Source organism: Bradyrhizobium liaoningense (assembly GCF_018130785.1).
GTDB lineage: Bacteria > Pseudomonadota > Alphaproteobacteria > Rhizobiales > Xanthobacteraceae > Bradyrhizobium > Bradyrhizobium liaoningense_A.
The window spans coordinates 222833-240128 of sequence record NZ_JAFCJT010000008.1 but is presented as its reverse complement, the minus strand read 5'-3'; the positions used below and the strand labels follow the sequence as shown (position 1 = coordinate 240128).

The 17296-nt window shown below is 65.6% G+C and carries 17 protein-coding genes; 6 read left to right on the top strand and 11 right to left on the bottom strand.

Annotated features, from left to right (window positions below; genetic code table 11):
* Window positions 1-153 precede the first annotated feature (153 nt).
* From JQ627_RS19715 to JQ627_RS19700, 4 genes are all read right to left on the bottom strand, one after another.
* Complete coding sequence (locus JQ627_RS19715) at window positions 154-852, bottom strand: ABC transporter ATP-binding protein (protein ID WP_212485802.1); 699 nt, start codon at window positions 850-852, stop codon at window positions 154-156.
* Window positions 849-2693 (bottom strand): ABC transporter permease subunit, encoded by a 1845-nt coding sequence (locus JQ627_RS19710; RefSeq protein WP_212485801.1) that lies wholly within the window; start codon window positions 2691-2693, stop codon window positions 849-851. The genes JQ627_RS19715 and JQ627_RS19710 overlap by 4 nt, the downstream gene beginning before the upstream one ends.
* 11 nt (window positions 2694-2704) lie before the next feature.
* Window positions 2705-3580 carry a branched-chain amino acid ABC transporter permease gene (locus JQ627_RS19705; RefSeq protein ID WP_212485800.1) on the bottom strand — a complete coding sequence of 292 codons (876 nt, stop codon included), beginning with the start codon at window positions 3578-3580 and terminating at the stop codon, window positions 2705-2707.
* 99 nt (window positions 3581-3679) lie between these two features.
* Window positions 3680-5014 carry a substrate-binding protein gene (locus tag JQ627_RS19700; protein ID WP_212485799.1) on the bottom strand — a complete coding sequence of 445 codons (1335 nt, stop codon included), beginning with the start codon at window positions 5012-5014 and terminating at the stop codon, window positions 3680-3682.
* Window positions 5015-5265: 251 nt separating this feature from the next.
* Here JQ627_RS19700 and JQ627_RS19695 point away from each other — a divergent pair, with 251 nt between their 5' ends.
* A complete protein-coding gene (locus JQ627_RS19695) occupies window positions 5266-5883 on the top strand; it encodes a hypothetical protein (RefSeq protein WP_212485798.1) in 618 nt (205 codons plus the stop codon).
* A 112-nt stretch (window positions 5884-5995) separates the two neighbouring features.
* Window positions 5996-6466 (top strand): MarR family winged helix-turn-helix transcriptional regulator, encoded by a 471-nt coding sequence (locus JQ627_RS19690; RefSeq protein ID WP_212485797.1) that lies wholly within the window; start codon window positions 5996-5998, stop codon window positions 6464-6466.
* 10 nt (window positions 6467-6476) lie between these two features.
* On the opposite strand, the gene prfA is transcribed toward JQ627_RS19690, so the two are convergent.
* From prfA to JQ627_RS19675, 3 genes are all read right to left on the bottom strand, one after another.
* Complete coding sequence (gene prfA / locus JQ627_RS19685; protein ID WP_212485796.1) at window positions 6477-7562, bottom strand: peptide chain release factor 1; 1086 nt, start codon at window positions 7560-7562, stop codon at window positions 6477-6479.
* A gap of 57 nt (window positions 7563-7619) precedes the next feature.
* The gene (gene ptsP / locus JQ627_RS19680; RefSeq protein WP_212485795.1) at window positions 7620-9887 is read right to left on the bottom strand and encodes a phosphoenolpyruvate--protein phosphotransferase; all 2268 of its coding nucleotides are present in this window, start codon (window positions 9885-9887) and stop codon (window positions 7620-7622) included.
* A gap of 288 nt (window positions 9888-10175) precedes the next feature.
* Window positions 10176-11432, bottom strand: coding sequence for an aspartate kinase (locus tag JQ627_RS19675; protein WP_212485794.1), 1257 nt, complete (start codon window positions 11430-11432; stop codon window positions 10176-10178).
* Between the two features lie 163 nt (window positions 11433-11595).
* On the opposite strand from JQ627_RS19675, the gene JQ627_RS19670 reads away from it, so the two are divergent.
* The 3 genes from JQ627_RS19670 to JQ627_RS19660 all read left to right on the top strand — a co-directional run bounded on the left by JQ627_RS19670 (window position 11596) and on the right by JQ627_RS19660 (window position 13859).
* The gene (locus JQ627_RS19670; RefSeq protein ID WP_212485793.1) at window positions 11596-12063 is read left to right on the top strand and encodes a PH domain-containing protein; all 468 of its coding nucleotides are present in this window, start codon (window positions 11596-11598) and stop codon (window positions 12061-12063) included.
* 14 nt (window positions 12064-12077) lie between these two features.
* Complete coding sequence (gene ubiG / locus JQ627_RS19665) at window positions 12078-12851, top strand: bifunctional 2-polyprenyl-6-hydroxyphenol methylase/3-demethylubiquinol 3-O-methyltransferase UbiG (protein WP_212485792.1); 774 nt, start codon at window positions 12078-12080, stop codon at window positions 12849-12851.
* A 108-nt stretch (window positions 12852-12959) separates the two neighbouring features.
* Window positions 12960-13859 (top strand): EamA family transporter, encoded by a 900-nt coding sequence (locus JQ627_RS19660; protein WP_212485791.1) that lies wholly within the window; start codon window positions 12960-12962, stop codon window positions 13857-13859.
* Between the two features lie 13 nt (window positions 13860-13872).
* On the opposite strand, the gene JQ627_RS19655 is transcribed toward JQ627_RS19660, so the two are convergent.
* The 4 genes from JQ627_RS19655 to JQ627_RS19640 are packed head-to-tail and all read right to left on the bottom strand — an operon-like array spanning window position 13873 to window position 16347.
* Window positions 13873-14355: a DUF1178 family protein gene (locus JQ627_RS19655; protein ID WP_212485790.1), complete on the bottom strand. Its 483-nt coding sequence runs from the start codon at window positions 14353-14355 to the stop codon at window positions 13873-13875.
* Window positions 14352-15230 (bottom strand): carbon-nitrogen hydrolase family protein, encoded by an 879-nt coding sequence (locus JQ627_RS19650; protein ID WP_212485789.1) that lies wholly within the window; start codon window positions 15228-15230, stop codon window positions 14352-14354. The genes JQ627_RS19655 and JQ627_RS19650 overlap by 4 nt, the downstream gene beginning before the upstream one ends.
* A complete protein-coding gene (gene grxC, locus JQ627_RS19645) occupies window positions 15227-15502 on the bottom strand; it encodes a glutaredoxin 3 (RefSeq protein WP_212485788.1) in 276 nt (91 codons plus the stop codon). Before grxC ends, JQ627_RS19650 begins: the two co-directional genes overlap by 4 nt.
* 35 nt (window positions 15503-15537) lie before the next feature.
* Complete coding sequence (locus JQ627_RS19640; protein WP_212485787.1) at window positions 15538-16347, bottom strand: ComF family protein; 810 nt, start codon at window positions 16345-16347, stop codon at window positions 15538-15540.
* Window positions 16348-16411: 64 nt separating this feature from the next.
* Between JQ627_RS19640 and JQ627_RS19635 the strand changes: the two genes are divergently transcribed.
* On the top strand, window positions 16412-17260 hold the full coding sequence (locus tag JQ627_RS19635; RefSeq protein ID WP_212485786.1) for a methyltransferase domain-containing protein: 849 nt from the start codon (window positions 16412-16414) through the stop codon (window positions 17258-17260).
* Window positions 17261-17296 lie beyond the last annotated feature (36 nt).

Genomic DNA, 17296 nt, shown 5'->3' with positions numbered 1-17296 from the left:
ACCTCGTCGCGATTCGCGCCAACACAACGGAATCACGCTTGCCAGTTCGTCTCAACTGACTTTTGCAACAAAATCGGCACAAGGCGACATTCCGGGGGCGAGGCCGCATGCTACCCCCACGAAGCAGATATCCCGGATTTAGGAGGACTCGACCTAGACGCCAAGGTATCGCTGCAGCAGTTCCGGCTGGGCCTTGAGCTCCTGCGCCGGCCCCTCGTGCACGATGTGGCCGTTGTTGATGATGTAGATCCGCGTCGCCAGCGCCAGCGTCGCCGCCAGATTCTGCTCGACCAGCACGATGGTCTGGCCGGCGGCGGCGAGCTCACGGCAGGCCTTGACGAGATCGTGGACGATGACGGGCGCGAGCCCCTCGAACGGCTCGTCCAGCAGCACGATCTTCGGATCGCGCACCAGCGCCCGTGCGATCGCGAGCATCTGCTGCTCGCCGCCGGAGAGCTCGGTGCCGCGGTTGTTGCGCCGCTCCTTCAGCCGCGGAAACATCTCGTAGACGCGCGCGAGCGGCCAGCGCTTTGGTGCGGTGATCCCGGCGAGGACGATGTTTTCCTCCACCGACAAGCTGCCGAAGATCCGGCGCTCCTCGTGCACGAGCTGCATGCCGGCCTGCGCTATTCTGTGGCTCTTGCGTCCGGCGATATCGATGCCGTCGAACTTCACGCTGCCGCTGCGGGGAGTCACGACGCCCATCAGGCTCTTGAGCGTCGTGCTCTTGCCGGCGCCGTTGCGCCCGAGCAGCGCCACTACCTCGTGCCGCTCGACGCGCATGGCGACGTCGAACAGGATGTGGGAGTCGCCGTAATAGCTGTTCAGGCCATTGACCTCGATCAGGCTCATGCGGCGATCTCTCCGTGGACGCCGCCGAGATAGGCTTCCTGCACTGCGGCGTTGGTCCTGATTTCCTCCGGTGTGCCGTCCAGCAGCACCTTGCCCTCCTGGAGCACCGTTACGCGCTCGACCAACTCGAACAGCGAATCCATGTCGTGGTCGATGATGATCACGGTGCGGCCGCGCGCGATCGATTTGAGCAGCTTGACGGTCTCGACCCGTTCGCGCGGGCTCATGCCCGCGAGCGGCTCGTCGAGCAGCAGCAGGCGCGGCGAGGTGGCGAGTGCAAGCCCGATCTCCAGCCGGCGCTTCTCGCCATAGGCGAGCTCGGATACCGGCGTGTCGGCGCGGCGGGTCAAATTGACCAGGGCAAGGGTGTGCTCGACCTGCTCCGTCAGGCCCTTCACGCCCGAGAGCTTGCGAAACAGGTCGAGCCGGAATTTGCCGCGCAGCTCGGCGAGTGCCGCGATCGTCAGGTTCTGCCGCACCGTGAGGCCAGTGAAGAGCTGGTTGACCTGGTAGCTCTTGGTGAGCCCGAGCTGGCAAACCTCGGTGACCTTCAACCCCGTGATGTCGCGGCCCTCGAACACGATCTGGCCGGAGGTCGGCGCGATCTCGCAGGTCAGCATCTTGAAGAAGGTCGATTTGCCGGCGCCGTTGGGACCGATGATGCCGCGCAGCTCGCCCTGATTGACGCTGAAATCGATGTCGCTGTTGGCGACGAGACCGCCATAGCGCTTGGTCAGGCCGGTGGCTTTCAGGATCGGCCCGGAATAGGCGGGATGCGCGACCTCCTTGGCCTGCATCGGCGCCGGCGGAGCTTGCTGGGGCGTCTCGATCTCAGCCTCCTCCTCCGTCTCCGCAGCCGGCCGCGCTCGCTTGCCGGACACGAGGCCGTAGAGATCGGCGAGGCCGCCCACAATGCCGCCGCGCAGGAAGCAGACCAGCACCACGAACACGACGCCCAGCACGAGCTTCCAGGCCGCTCCGAGGCCCAGTGCTGCTTGAAGAAAGTCCTGAAGGAAGAGCCAGACCGCCGCGCCGACCAGCGGTCCGAACAACGTGCCCCTGCCGCCGATGGCAGTCTGCATCACGAGCTGGCCCGAGGTGTCGAAGGTGAAAGCGTCGGGCGGCATGAACGCCTGGAGCACGCCGAGCAGGCCGCCGGCGAAGCCCGCATAGGCCGCAGCGATCACGAAGGCGGTCAACTTGTAGCCATGGATGTTGTGGCCGACGGCGGTGGCGCGCAACGGATTGTCGCGGATCGCGCTGAAGATGGCGCCGACCGGCGAGCGCACGATCCTGAGCGCGATGATGACGCCGACGAAATAGCACAGCGCGATGAACTGGTAGAGCGACCAGCCATTGGTGAAGTGGACGGTCGTGAAACCGAGATTGAAGCTCGGTGTCGGTACGCCCGGCAGGCCGTTCTCGCCGCCGGTGAAATCCGAGAGCGGATTGAACTCGACAAAGAAGAACACTTCCGCGATCGCCACCGTGATCATGGCGAAGTAGATGCCGGTGCGACGCAGCGCGATCAGGCCGATCAGATAGCCGGTCACAGCCGCCGCGATCATGCCGATGATCAGCGCGCCCAGCACGTTGCTGAAGCCTGCGCGTGTCAGCAGGTACGCGGCGACGAAGCCGCCGGTGCCGTAGAAGGCGGACTGGCCGAACGACAGCAGGCCGGTGAATCCGAACAGGATGTCGAAGCCGAGGCCGAACAGACCCCAGACCAGGATCCGGTTCACGGTGTTGGGCGCGAAACCGAGATGCGGCAGCAAAAAGGGGGCTGCGATCAACCCGATTGCGGTCAGGGTTTCGATCAGGAACGGGCGTTGCTTGAGCATCAGGAAATCGCTTACTCGCGGCCCTGGACGCCGAGCAGGCCATGCGGTCGCACCACGAGCACGAGCGTCATTGCCGCAAACAGCATCACATAGGCATAGCCGGGGTTGAACATGGAGGTGACGCTGATGATCTCGCCGGCGATCAGGCCGCCGAGGATGGCGCCGGGGAACGAGCCGACGCCGCCGATCACCACCACCACGAAGGTCTGGACCAGGATGTCGTCACCGATCCCCGGTGTCAGCGACACCACCGGCGCGTTGACGATGCCGGCAAAGCCGGCGGCCATTGCGCCGATGCCGAACACGACCATGAAGACGCGGTAGACGTTGATGCCGAGCGAATCGACCATCACCGAATCCTCGATGCCGGCGCGCACGATCATGCCGAGCCGGGTTCGGTAGAGGACGATGAACAGTGCGCCGAGGGCGACCGCGACGATGCCGACGACGGCGAGGCGGTAAGTCGGATAGAACATGAAGCCGAGATTGGTGATGCCCTGGAACAGGGCCGGCGGCGGCACCAGCTGCGACTGGCTCGAGAAGATCAGGCGCACGAGCTCGACGAAACAGATGCCGAGCCCGAAGGTCACGAGCAGCTGGTCCTCGTGCGGGCGGTGATAGAAATGGCGGATGATGACGCGTTCCATCACGACGCCGAGCAGCATCACGAACAGCGAACCCGCGATGACGGCGATGAGGAACGACTCCGTGTACTGGTAGGCGACGAAGCCGGCATAGCCGCCGATCATGAACATCGCGCCATGGGCGAGGTTGAGCACGCCGAGCGTGCCGTAGATGATGGTCAGGCCGGAACTGATCAGCGCGAGCAGGGCGCCGAGCGCGAGCCCGTTGAAAAGCTGCGAAACGAGGTTGGGCCAACTGATCATGCGACAATCGCCGTTGTGACGCGCGATGGTGCGCGTCAGAAAAAGGTGACGCCGCAGGACCAGAGTGCAGCCCGCGGCGTCACAGGGGTTAGTGCGGGCTCAGCTGTAATCGCCGGGATGGCAGCCGAACGCGTCCGGCTTCTGCATCAGGCCTTCACCCGGGACGATCTCGACGACGTCGTACCAGTCTTCCTTGTTCTTCATGTCCTTCTGCATCTTGCCCTTCACGATGATCACCGGGCGGACGCACTGGTGATCCTCGGGGCGGTAATGCACGTCGCCGACCAGCGAGGGCAGGGTCTCGCCCTTCTCATAGGCCTTGATCACGTCGGGCGGATTGAAGCTGCCGGCCTGCTCGCACATGCGGGCCCAGTGGGCGAAGCTGACATAGGCGTTCTCGGCGCCCCATTCGGGCTTGTAGCCGTACTTCTTCTCGAAGGCCTCGTTGAACATCTTGGCGAGTGGGAACTTGTCCTCGATCGTCCACCAATAGTCGGTGGCGGCGTAGACGCCCTGCATCAGGCCGCCGGTCTCGCGCGCGATGAAGGGGACCTGGTAGGGAACGACCAGCTTCATCTTGTCGAGCACGCCGAACTGCTTGGCCTGCTGGGTCGACAGCACCGCGTCGTGGCCCCAGTTGACGTTGATGAGCACGTCGGCGCCGGAATTCGCGACGTTCAGCAGATATGAGGAGTAGTCGGGCGCGCCGAGCGGTGCGACCTGGTTGGTCACCGTCGTCCAGCCCGCAGTCGCGAGGAAGTCCTGCATCGACTTGGTGACGGTGTGGCCGTAGGTGTAATCAGGCGTCAGGTAGGCGGCCTTCTTGTTCTTGCCGAACTCCCTCACTATCACCGGGCCGATCGCCGCGGCGGCGGTCTGGCCGAAGAAGTTCTGGCGGAAGCCGTAGCGAACGCAGTCCTTGCCGGTGGTGTCGTTCGAGCCGGAAATGCCGCACACGAACAGCACGTGTTCGCGCTGCGCGAGCTTGTTGAGCGCGACCGCAACGGCGCTCGACGTGCCGCCGGTGATCATGATCGCCTTGTTCTCGCTGATGAAGCGCTGCTGCGCCTGCACCGCCTCGTTCGGCTTGGCCGCGGAATCCGCGACGCCGAACTTCAGCTCCTTGCCGAGCACGCCCTTGCTGGTCTTCGGCGAGATCTTCTTGATCAGGTCATGGCCGCTGTTGATGTGCTCGATCGCGAGCTGGTAGCCCTTGAGCTCGTCCTCGCCCTGCACGGCGTAGGTGCCGGTGCGCGGGACCGAGATGCCGATGAAGGCGGTGGAACCCGAAACGCCGGCGGGATACGAGCCGATCGCCGGCTTATCCTCGGCAAAGGCCGGCATCGCGGGCAGCATCGAGCCGCCGATCAGGCTAGCTGTGGTCTGCAGCAGACCACGGCGCGAGAGGCCGCGGCGGATGAGATCGTCAGTCATGGTCGTTTCCTCCGAACATCGTTCTTGTTTGCAGGCGCAAGCATGACCTGTCCGGCGCCAGCCGACCTCGCTGGCCTGCTGCGCCGGGCACGTCACATCCGCGTGTAGCTCTTGGCCCTAAGCATTGCTTGTGAAGTCCTTCTGTCAATTTCGTCTTTGGTCGAACGACGAAAATTATCACGTGAAAACATATCGGATCACGATATATATTAGTCTTTGTGAGTACGAGGATGGTGGGTTCGGCGAGAGAAATGGCGCGGCAGACGACAGTGGCGGGTGCCCGGAAGCGACGATCCTGGCCGCAGGAGGCAGAGCGGCCGGAGGCTGCGTGGCCCGCGGGGGAGGGCAACGACCAGCGCGCGGCGCCGCAGTCAGGCGACGCCTCCCGCGTGTCCGAGCCGCGCAATCGCCCGACCGGCGAGCGGGGACCGGCCGTCGGCTCCGTTCAGGCGAAGCGCGCACCGGCCCCGATGAAGAGACTGAGCGTGCGCGCTCAGAACGTCCTGAAGGAGCTTGCGGTCGAACTCACCGGCGAGCAGCCGCCGAAGGGGGCGTGGTCGCCCTCGCGCGAGCTGCTGCGCGTGCTGACGGCCGAGCGGCTCGCGACCGCGCGCAACTGCGGTCCCCACACGATGCGGGAGATCGTGGATTGGGCGCAAGGCTGTGGCGTCACCATCAAGCCCGTGATCCCGCCCGGCGGCTCGCTGTCGCAGATGTGGGCGGAGTTGATTACCAATGCATCGGCCGGCGCTCTGACCAGCGCCGAGGTCGCCAGCGCGCTTCAGCGGTCAATCAGGCGGAAGAGCGTTCGCATCCCGATCGCGTTTCAGGTCATCCTGGTGAAGATCCTGCTCTCCAGTTTCGAATAGGCTCCGATATTTGTGCATCTGCGGCGCCGCTCGGTTGGTTCCGCCCATCCTTCCTTGCTAGTCTCGGCAGCGACCGCCTGCTTCGCCGGCGGGCTCGATGTCGCAGGCAGGAATGACCCAATCGAAGCGGAAGACGACACGTCCGGCGACCGCGGCGCCCTCAAGGGGCAGCGCGATGCGTGAGGCCGACTACACCGCGCTTGCGCAGTTCCGCTATCAGCTCCGGACCTTCCTGGCCTTCAGCGAGACGGCGGCGCAGAACGCCGGGTTGACGCCGCAGCAGCACCAGGCGCTGCTGGCGATCAAGGGCCTGGCCGCCCCTGACGGTGCAAGCGTCGGCGACATCGCGCGCTTCCTCCTGATCCGGCACCATACCGCGGTGGAGCTGGTGGATCGCATGGCGAAACTGAAGCTGATCAGCCGGGAGGCCGATCCCCAGGACGCACGGCGCGTCCTGGTTAAGCTGACGGCCAAGGGCGAGCAGAAGCTGCGGTCGCTCTCGCGCATTCATCTGGACGAACTGGGCGCCGCCGCGCCCGCTTTGGCCAAGATCCTGCGATCGTTCCGGGCCAAAGCGCGTTAATGCGCAGTGTTCAAGCCGCCGCGCCTTGGGCGGCGAGCTGCGCGGCCTGGTGCTCGGTGGTCAGGGCATCGGTCAGCTCGCCCAGCGCTTCGCCGGCGATCACCTGCGGCAGCTTGTAGAGCGTCAGATTGATGCGATGATCGGTGACGCGTCCTTGCGGGAAATTATAGGTGCGGATGCGCTCGCTGCGGTCGCCGGAGCCGACCTTCTCCTTGCGCTCGGCCGAGCGGGCGGCATCGACGCGCTGGCGCTCGGCATCGTAGATGCGCGAGCGCAGGATGTTCATGGCGGAGGCGCGGTTCTTGTGCTGCGAGCGGCTGTCCTGCATCATCACCACGATACCGGTCGGGATGTGGGTGATGCGGATCGCCGATTCCGTCTTGTTGACGTGCTGGCCGCCGGCGCCCTGCGCGCGCATGGTCTCGATGCGCAGATCGTCGTTCTTGATCTCGACGTCGACGTCCTCGACCTCCGGCAGCACGGCGACCGTCGCCGCAGAGGTGTGGATGCGTCCCTGCGTCTCGGTGTCGGGCACGCGCTGCACGCGATGCACGCCGGATTCGAATTTCAGTTTCGAGAACGCGCCGCGGCCCTGCACCTCGGCGATGATTTCCTTGTAGCCGCCGACAGTACCTTCGCTGGCCGAGATCACCTCGACCTTCCAGCCCTGCAGGCTGGCGAAGCGCTCGTACATCCGGAACAGATCGCCGGCGAACAGCGAGGCCTCGTCGCCGCCGGTGCCGGCGCGGATTTCCAGCACCACGTTGCGGTCGTCCATGGCGTCCTTGGGCAGCAGCGCGACGCGGATCTTCTGGACCAGCTCATCGATCTTGGGCGTCAGCTCGTCGCGCTCGGCTTCTGCCATGCCGCGCATCTCGGCATCCGTCGCGGGATCGGCGATCAGCGCCTCGGTATCGGCCAACTCTTTGACCGCAGAGCGATACGTCTTCACCGCCTCGATCAGCGGCGTGAGCTCCGCGAGTTCACGCGTGATCTGCACATAGCGTTCGGAGGCGAGTTGGCCGAGCGATTCGGCCTCGAGCGAGGCGTGATGCGCGAGCAGGACGTCCAGTTTGGCTTCAGGGAGTGACGACATCGGTTTGGTCTCAAATGGCGGAAAGAGGCGAGGCGGCGGGAAGGGGCGACAGGCCCGCTACAACGCCAGGCCTTCGGCCTCGGCAAATTCCGTCAGCTTCTGCCGGATCGAGACGCTGCCGGTGGGCGCGTCCAGCAAGGGGCCGAGCACCGCTTCGGCCTTCTTGGCATCGAGGTCGATCACCATCGCCTTGACCGGGCCGAGCGCGGTCGCCGAGAGCGACAGCGAGCGATAGCCCATCGCGATCAGCGCCAGCGCGCCGATCGGCTTGGAGGCCATCTCGCCGCAGAGCGACAGCGACTTCTGTGCGGCGTTGGACTTGCGCGCGATCTCGCGCAGCACGCGCAGGATCGGCGCCGACATGGTGTCGAAGCGCTCGGACACCTTGGCATTGCCGCGATCGACCGCGAACAGGAACTGGAACAGATCGTTGGAGCCGACCGATATGAAGTCGACCTTCTTGAGGAGCTCGTCGAGCTGGTAGAGCAGGGCGGGTACCTCGACCATGGTGCCGATGTCGATCCGCTCCGGCAGCGTGTGGCCGTGCTGGCGCAAATAAGTGAGCTCGCGCTCAACCAGCGCCTTCGCCGAGTCGAACTCGGCGACCTCCGAGATCATCGGGAACATGATGCGCAGTGCGCGGCCGCCGCCGGCGCGCAAGAGTGCTCGGATCTGGCCGCGCAGCAGGCCGGGGCGATCGAGGCCGAGCCGGATCGCGCGCCAGCCGAGCGCGGGATTCTCCTCGATCACGGCTTCCATATAGGGCAGCGCCTTGTCGCCGCCGATGTCGAGGGTCCGGAAGGTGACGGGCTTGGTGCCGGCGGCATCGAGCACCGTGCGATAGAGCGCGAGCTGGTCGCTGGTGCGTGGCAGGCTCTGGCCGACCATGAATTGCAGCTCGGTGCGGAACAGGCCGATGCCGGCGCTGCCGGTGTCCTCGATATGCGGCAGGTCGATCGCCAACCCTGCATTGATCATCAGCTCGACCTTCTGGCCGTCCCTGGTGACGCAGGGGAGGTCGCGCAGCGCCAGATATTGCGCCTGGCGGCGGGCGCGGAAGCGCACGCGCTCGGCGAAGGCCGCTTCGACTTCCTGCGAGGGCCGCACATAAATCGAGCCCGAGGTGCCGTCGACGATGATGGCGTCGCCGGGATCGGCGATGCCCGGCGCGTTCGGGACTTCGCCGACGGCGGGAATGCCGAGCGCGCGGGCCACGATCGAGACGTGGGAGTTGGCGGTGCCTTCCTCCAGCACAATGCCGCGCAGGCGCTTGCGGTCGTAGTCGAGCAGCGCCGCCGGGCCCATCGCGCGCGCGATGACGATGGCGTTGTCGGGCAGTTGCTCGCGCGACGGCGCATGATCCTGGCCGACAAGCTGCCGCATCAGGCGGTAGCCGAGATCCTCGAGATCGTGCAACCGGTCGCGCAGATAAGGGTCGGTCGAGCGCAGCATGCGCGCGCGGGTGTCGGACTGCACGCGCTCGACGGCGGCTTCCGCGGTGAGGCCGGTGGCGACAGCCTCATGCAGCTTGTGCGACCAGCCCTGGTCGTTGGCGAACATGCGGTAGGCTTCCAGCACCTCGCGGTGCTCGCCGCCCTCGGCGACGTCGCCGCGCTCCAGCATGCGGTCGAGATCGGCGCGCAGCTTGGCGAGCGCGGTGTCGAGCCGCTTGATCTCCTTCGGCAGGTCCTCGGCGATGTAGTCCTTGATGACGACGCGCGGCTCGTGCAGCACGACATGGCCGAGCGCAATGCCTTCCGAGAGGATCGCGCCGACCTTCTGCGCCGAATGGCGTGCGGCCGGCTCCTGGCCCGGCTGCGCCAGCGCAGACAATTCGCCGGAGGCGATCAGCTCCGCCAGCACCATCGCGGTGGTCTGGAGCGCCTCGAGCTCCTCCTCGACATAGTTGCGCTTGGCGCGGTTCTGCACCACCAGCACGCCGAGCGTGTTGCCGGCGCGCAGGATCGGCACGCCGAGGAAGGAGTGGTAGATTTCTTCGCCGGTCTCCGGGCGGAACGAGAAGGCCGGGTGGCTTTGCGCGTCGCTCAGATTGAGCGGGGTCGCCTCGCTGGCGACGAGGCCGACCAGCCCCTCATGGGCGCTCAGCACGGTGTGGTGCACCGCCTCGCGGTTGAGGCCCTCGGTGGCGTAGAGTTCGAGCGTGTTGTCGATGCGCAGCACATAGACCGAGCACACTTCGGCCACCATGTTGGCGGCGATCAGCACCACGATCTTGTCCAGCCGCTCCTGGGCCGAGACCTGCTCCGCCATGGTTTCGCGGAGCCGTCTCAACAAGACGCGGGGACCTCCCGACGCGCTCCGCATGAACCGTCAATCTCCTTCGTCTGCCTGGCCCGGCGGTATCGGCCGGCGGCTGGCCTAAAATTCCAGAAAAACAACCAAATTGTTCGTCCGGCGCAGGCACAAACCCAAATCTACTCGAGATTTAGCGATTGCGCCGAATCAGCGCCGCCTGAACTGGGACACAGTCTGCGGCAGCCCACCCTGTTCGCCGTATAGCGAATTGAGGCTTGTTTTGCCAAGCAAAACGCCTGCCAAACGCGAAGGTGTGTACACCTTCGCGTTTGCTGCGACCGCTAAGAGAAAATTCGTCTAGGCCTGATCGAGGCCGTAGAGTGTGTGCAGGGTGCGCACCGCAAGCTCGGTATAGGCGGTGTCGATCAAAACCGAGAATTTGATCTCGGAGGTTGTAATGGCCCGGATGTTGATATTCCGTCCGGCGAGGGCCGAGAACGCCTGGGCAGCAACGCCGGCATGGCTGCGCATGCCGCTGCCGATCACCGAGATCTTGGCGACGTCGGTGGCGGTGTCGAGCCGGGCATAGCCGATCTTGCCCTTGGCGGCCGTGATCGTGTCCTTGGCGCGGGTATAGTCGGCCGCCGGCACCGTGAACGTGAGATCGGTGGTTTTGCCGTCCTCGGAGACGTTCTGCACGATCATGTCGACGTTGATGTTGGCCTCCGCCAGCGGGCCGAAGATCGAGGCTGCCACGCCGGGCTTGTCCTCGATCTGGCGCACCGAGATCTGGGCCTCGTCCTTCGAAAAGGCGATACCGGTGACGACGTGGCTTTCCATGATCTCCTCCTCGCTGCAGATCAGCGTGCCGGGCGGCTGGTTGGCATGCGGGTCGATATCCTCGGGCTTGTCGAAGCTCGAGCGGACGAAGATCGGCATGTTGTGGACCATGCCGAGTTCCACCGAGCGGACCTGGAGCACTTTTGCGCCCTGGGAAGCCAGTTCCAGCATGTCTTCGAACGCGATCTTGTCGAGGCGGCGGGCCTTCGGCACGATTCGCGGGTCGGTGGTGTAGACACCGTCGACATCGGTGTAGATGTCGCAGCGGTCCGCCTTGACGGCGGCGGCGATGGCCACGGCCGAGGTGTCGGAGCCGCCGCGGCCGAGCGTGGTGATGCGATTCGTTTCGGGATTGATGCCCTGGAAGCCGGCGATGACAGCGACTTCCTTGCGATCCTGGAAGCGCTTGATGATCTCGCTGCCGTCGATGTCCTCGATCCGGGCCGAGGCATGGGCGTCGCTGGTCTTGATCGGGATCTGCCAGCCCTGCCAGGAGCGGGCCTGGATGCCCATGCCCTGAAGCACGATGGCGAGCAGGCCGGACGTCACCTGTTCGCCGGAGGCGACGACGGCGTCGTATTCGCGCGCGTCATGCATCGGCGAGGCCTCGGTGCACCAGGCCACCAGCTCGTTGGTTTTGCCGGACATCGCCGAGACGACCACGGCCACTTCATGGCCGGCGTCGACCTCACGCTTCACATGGCGTGCGACGTTGCGGATTCGTTCGATGTTGGCGACGGACGTGCCGCCGAATTTCATCACGAGGCGGCTCATGACGACGCGTGCATTCCCTCATAAGGATCAGTATGGTGACCCGCACCGGACGGGTGCCGGCGGATACCGACCGCGCGTATACATAGCGGCGGGGCCGGGGGCAAGCGGGTTCCTGCGGGGGCAGGTTTGGGGTCAGGCTTGGGGGGATGGGTTAACCGAGATCATGGCGCGTTATATCGACGAGATCCTGCAACCGGGCGAGCGGGTGCTGTATTCGACCAACGCGCACTGGATCTTCTACTTTCCGGCTATCGTAGCCTGGATCGTGGCCTTGGCCTTTTTCGTCCTGTCGCGGCAGGCCACGGTCGATGGCCTCACGGTGCTATGCCTCATCGCCGCGGGCGTCGTGGCGCTGGCGGCCCTGTACTGGACCGTGAAGGGCTGGTTCCACCGCTTCACCACCGAGACCGACGTCACCAACCTCAGGGTTGTGCACAAGACCGGGTTCATCAAGCGCCGCACGTTCGAGATGGCGCTGGACAAGGTCGAGAGCGTTGATGTCAACCAGTCGATTCTTGGACGTATTCTCAACTACGGCGACGTGACGATTCGCGGCGTTGGCGAAGGGATCGAAAAGATCACCACCGTCGACTCGCCGCTCGCCTTCCGTAGTTCGATCACCACGCGGTAGGACCGCGCCTAATCATGAGCATGCAGCAAAATACTTCCGCAACCGCAAGCCCGCAGCCGGGCTCGACCGTCGACGCCGCCGAGATCGCGAAATTCTCGAAACTCTCGGCCGAATGGTGGGACCCCAACGGCAAGATGGCGCCGCTGCACCGGATCAACCCGCTGCGGCTCGGCTACATCCGCGACGCCGCCTGCCGCAAGTTCGAGCGCAATGTGCGCAGCCTCAACTGCCTCGGCGGCCTGCGCCTGCTCGATATCGGCTGCGGCGCCGGCCTGTTGTGCGAGCCGCTGTCGCGCCTCGGTGCCCAGGTTATCGGCGTCGATCCTTCGGTGAGCAACATCGCCGCCGCAAAGCTGCATGCCGACAGGAGCCATCTCGCGATCGACTACCGCTGCACCACGGTGGAGGAGATCGACCCGCGCGAGCGCTTCGACATCGTGCTGGCAATGGAGGTGGTCGAGCATGTCGTCGACGTCGGCGTCTTCCTGAAGCGCTGCGCGGCAATGCTGAAGCCGAATGGCTTGATGGTGGTCTCGACGCTGAACCGGAACTGGAAGAGCTTCGCGCTCGCCATCGTCGGCGCCGAATACGTCCTGCGCTGGCTGCCGCGCGGCACCCACGAATGGAACAAGTTCGTCACCCCCGACGAGCTGACGAAATATCTCCTCGACAACCGCCTCGTCATCACCGAGCAGACCGGCGTCGTCTACTCACCCTTCGCCGACAAATGGACCCTCTCGTCGGATATGGACGTGAACTACATGGTCGTGGCGGAAGGGATGGTGTGAGGGGCTACGCGAGGCGTGAGCATCGCTCCTATGATCTGGGCGTGATTGACCTGCCTCGCCGCTAGCGGCAGGTTGGCTACGGCTTCTCCTCCTACAGCTCCCACCCCCATGCTCACCATCGCCAGCCTCTGGATTCCCTTCACCGTCATTGCCGCGCTCGGGCAGGTCGCGCGCAACGCGATGCAGCGGTCGCTGACGAAGCCGCTGGGGACCTGGGGCGCGACCAATATCCGTTTCCTGTTCGGCTTCCCGTTCTCGGTGCTGTTTCTGGGCGTGGTGCTGGTCGCGACCGGCGATCATCTCGGCATGCCGCCGACCGTGTTCTGGCCATGGTTGCTGCTTGGCGCGCTTAGCCAGATCGTCGCCACCGGGCTGATGCTGCTCGCCATGAACGACCGCTCCTTCGTGGTGACGACGGCGTACCTGAAGACCGAGGCGATCCAGACCGCGATCTTCGGTTTCGTCTTCCTCGGCGATCACCTCACCTGGCTGAAGGTGCTGGCGATCGTGATTGCGACAATCGGCGTCGTCATCACCGCGCTGCGGCCGGGCGGCGAGAAGAGTTTTGCCGAGTTGAAGCCGACGATCACCGGCCTCGTTGCCGCGGCGGCGTTTGCGCTGTCCGCGGTCGGTTTCCGCGGTGCGATCATCAACGTTCCCGGCGTCTCCTTCGTGACCTCGGCGTCGTTCACGCTGGTGCTCGGGCTGTTCGTGCAGACGCTGATCCTGACCATCTATCTGCTCTGGCGCGCACCAAAAGTGCTTCGGTCGATCCTGGGATTATGGAAGCCGTCGCTGCTTGCCGGCTTCATGGGCGCCTTCGCCTCGCAATTCTGGTTTCTGGCGTTCGCGCTGACGGCAGCGGCGAATGTCCGCACGCTCGCCCTGATCGAGGTGCTGTTCGCGCAGGCCGTGGCGTATTACTCGTTCAAGCAGCCGATCGCGCCGCGCGAGATCTTTGGCATCGCGCTGATCGTTCTTGGGGTTGCGTTGCTGGTGGGAGTCTGACGCGCTTCGCGCGTCAGTTCCGGTCTTCCGGCAGCGTCGGCAGCGGGGACACCTCGATGCCTTCGTCGATCAGCGACTTTGCCTCGTCGGGCGAGGCCTCGCCATAGATCGGGCGGTGCTCCTTGTCGCCGTAATGCATCGCGCGGGCTTCGTTGGCGAAGCGTTCGCCGACATTGTCGGCGTTCTTGACGATGTGATCGCGCAATTCCTTCAGCTTGGTGCGAAGCTCGCGTTCCTGCGCCATCATCAGCGAGGTCGATCCGGGCTGCGCAGCTTCAGGCGCGGCGGTCGTGGCCGGCTCCGGCGGCGGCGTGGCGCGCCCGCGGCCCTTCTTGCCAACGATGCGCGGCGCCATGATCGCCTTGTCGACCTTGGCCGAGCCGCAGATCGGGCAGGTCACCAGCTTGCGCTTCACCTGCGAATCGTAGGCCGACGAGCTCTGGAACCAGCTCTCGAAGGCGTGGTTGCGGTCGCAGTGGAGCGCGTAGCGGATCATGCCGATCCCCGCACGAGGTGCAGATGGTCCGGTCCGGCCTTGGGGTCGGCGACGCCGAAGCGGCGGCCGTGCTGCAGCGAGGGGATCGCGCGGCGCGCGGTCTCGACCTTGGCCGGGTCGATACTGGCCATGATGATGCCGGGCTCGACATCGCCCTCGGCGAGGATCTCGCCCCAGGGATCGATGATCAGCGAATGGCCATAGGTCTCGCGCTTGTTCTCATGGGTGCCTGCCTGCGCGGCGGCGAAGATGAAGCAGCCGGTCTCGATCGCGCGGGAGCGCAGCAGGATATGCCAGTGCGCTTCACCGGTCTTGCGGGTGAAGGCGGACGGCACCGTGATGAAGGACGCGCCGCTTTCGGCCAGCGCACGGTAGAGCGCCGGGAAGCGCACGTCGTAGCAGATCGTCAGCCCGACGCGGCCCCAGGGCAGGTCGGAGATCACGGCGGTCTCGCCCGGCTGGTAGTTGGCGGATTCGCGATAGCTCTCGCCGTCCGGCAACTCGATGTCGAACATGTGGATCTTGTCGTAGCTTGCGAGCACATTGCCCTCGGGCCCGATCAGGAACGAGCGGTTGACCGCCTTTTCGTCCGAGAAGCGCAGCGCCAGCGAGCCGACATGGATGTGAATCCCGAGTTCCGCCGCCAGCGCGCGATAGGCCTTCAGCGAGGAGTCGTTCTCTTCGCTCTGGAGGTGTTCGAACAGCGCCTTGCGGTTGAGCTGCATCATGTTGCTGACTTCGGGCGTCTGCACGTAGTCGGCGCCATTGGCGGCAGCCTGCCGGATCAGCCTGCTGGCCTGCTCGAGGCTCGGCCCGGGCGTCAGGCCGGTGCGCATCTGCACCATCGCGGCGGTGAAGGTCCTGTTGTCGCTCATGACACCGCCTTCTCGTTGTCGAGCATGCCGTCGAGCTTGCCCTCGCGATCGAGCGCGTAGAGGTCGTCGCAGCCGCCAATATGAGTTCCGCCGATCCAGATCTGCGGGAAGGTCGAGCCGCCGCCGGCGCGGTCATACATCTCTTCGCGCCAGGACGGGTTCTTGGCGATGTCGAACTCCGTGAAGGTCGCCTTCTTGCGGGTCAGCAGCGATTTGGCGGCGGAACAATAGCCACAGCCCGGCCTGGTGTAGATCTCGACAGCAGCGGTCATGTCGTCTGGCGCTCTCATGTCATGAATTCATTGAACTATATGGGACGGGGGCCGCTCTCGACAACCCGGGCGAAGACCAGCACGTCCACCTGCGCCGCCTTGGCACGGAGCAGGGCCCGCGCACAGGCGTCCAGCGTCGCCCCCGAGGTCAGGACATCGTCGATCAGGACGATGCGGCGGCCCTGGATTTCCGCCTGACGGTCGGGAGATACCTGGAATGCACCCTGCACATTGGTGGCGCGCTGGGCCCGCGACAGGCCGATCTGCTGCTCGGTCGCGCGCACCCTGCGCAGCACTTCGCCGCGCACCCTGACACCGCTCTGCCGCGCGATGATGCGCGCCAGCGCCCCGGACTGGTTGTAGCGGCGGCGCCACGCTCGGCGCCAATGCAAGGGAACGGGCACCAGCATGTCGGCCTGGGTCAGCAACTCGCCACCCGCCCGCGCCATCCAGCGGCCCATGGCTGGCGCCAGATCAGTACGGTCCTGGTATTTCAGCGCATGCACCAGCGTGCGCGCGACGTCGTCATAGCGCACCGCTGCGCGCGCGCGCTGGTAGGCCGGCGGGCTCGCGATCGCCTCCATCGACAGCATCTCGGGGCCGGGATCGTAAACAAAGGGAATGCCGAGGCGCGGGCAATAGGGCCGCTCGATGAACGAGAGCCGCGCCCAGCACGCCGCGCAGACACCCTCGCCATCGACCGGCTCGCGGCACGACACGCACAGCGTCGGCAGCGCAATGTCGAGCGCGAGCCGTGCCGCCCGCGTCAGCACGTGGCGGCCGGCCGTCCATGCGGCCCGCAGCGGTGCGGCGATGGAACGGGTGGGGGCGGCGTCGGATTCCATGCGGGGAGGCTAGCGCCGCACGCACTGGATTGCCAGAACCGTAGCGATCGGCGTAACCAGCGGCATGGCTCAGACCCCGCAAACCCCGCCCGCCTTGTTCGATCGCGCGTTGCTGAAGGCGCGGCAGCGGCGCGCGCAGGCGCAGGGTCAGGTGACCTTCCTGCTCGATCGTGTTGCCGAGGACATGTCCGACCGGCTGGCCGCGGTGATGCGCGAATTTCACGCGCCGGCCGATCTCTGGACGCCCGGTGACGCACTTGCTGGCCTGCGCAAGCGGCTTCCGTCCATCGCGCGGATCGCGCTCGACGCGACGGGAGCGGAGAAACTTCCCTTCACGGCCGAAAGTCTCGACCTTGTCGTCTCGGCGCTGGCGCTGCAATTCGTGAACGACCTGCCGGGGGTGCTCGCGCAGGTGCGGCGTGCGCTGAAGCCGGACGGGCTGCTGCTCGCCGCGATGATCGGCGGCGACAGCCTCACCGAGTTGCGCCAGGCCTTTGCCGCAGCGGAGGCCGAATGCGAGGGCGGCGTTTCGCCGCGCGTGGCCCCGTTCGCGGATTTGCGCGACATCGGCGCGCTGTTGCAGCGGGCGGGCTTTGCGCTGCCGGTCACCGATGTCGACCGCGTCGTGGTGCGCTACGCCAATGTGTTCGCGCTGATGCAGGATCTCCGCCGCATGGGCGCGGCCAATGTGCTGATCGAGCGGCGGCGCATACCGACGCGTCGCGCGACGCTGCTGCGGATGGCCGAAATCTATGCCGAACGCTTTGCGGATGCCGACGGCCGCATCCGTGCGACCTTCGACATCATCTGGCTGTCCGGCTGGGCCCCGCATGCAAGCCAGCAGCAGCCGCTGAAGCCGGGATCGGCGAAAGCGAGCCTGGCGGAGGCGGTGAAGAAGGCGGGGAAAGAGTGAGGCGTGTCCCCAACGCGCTGCGCTGTGTCCGGAACA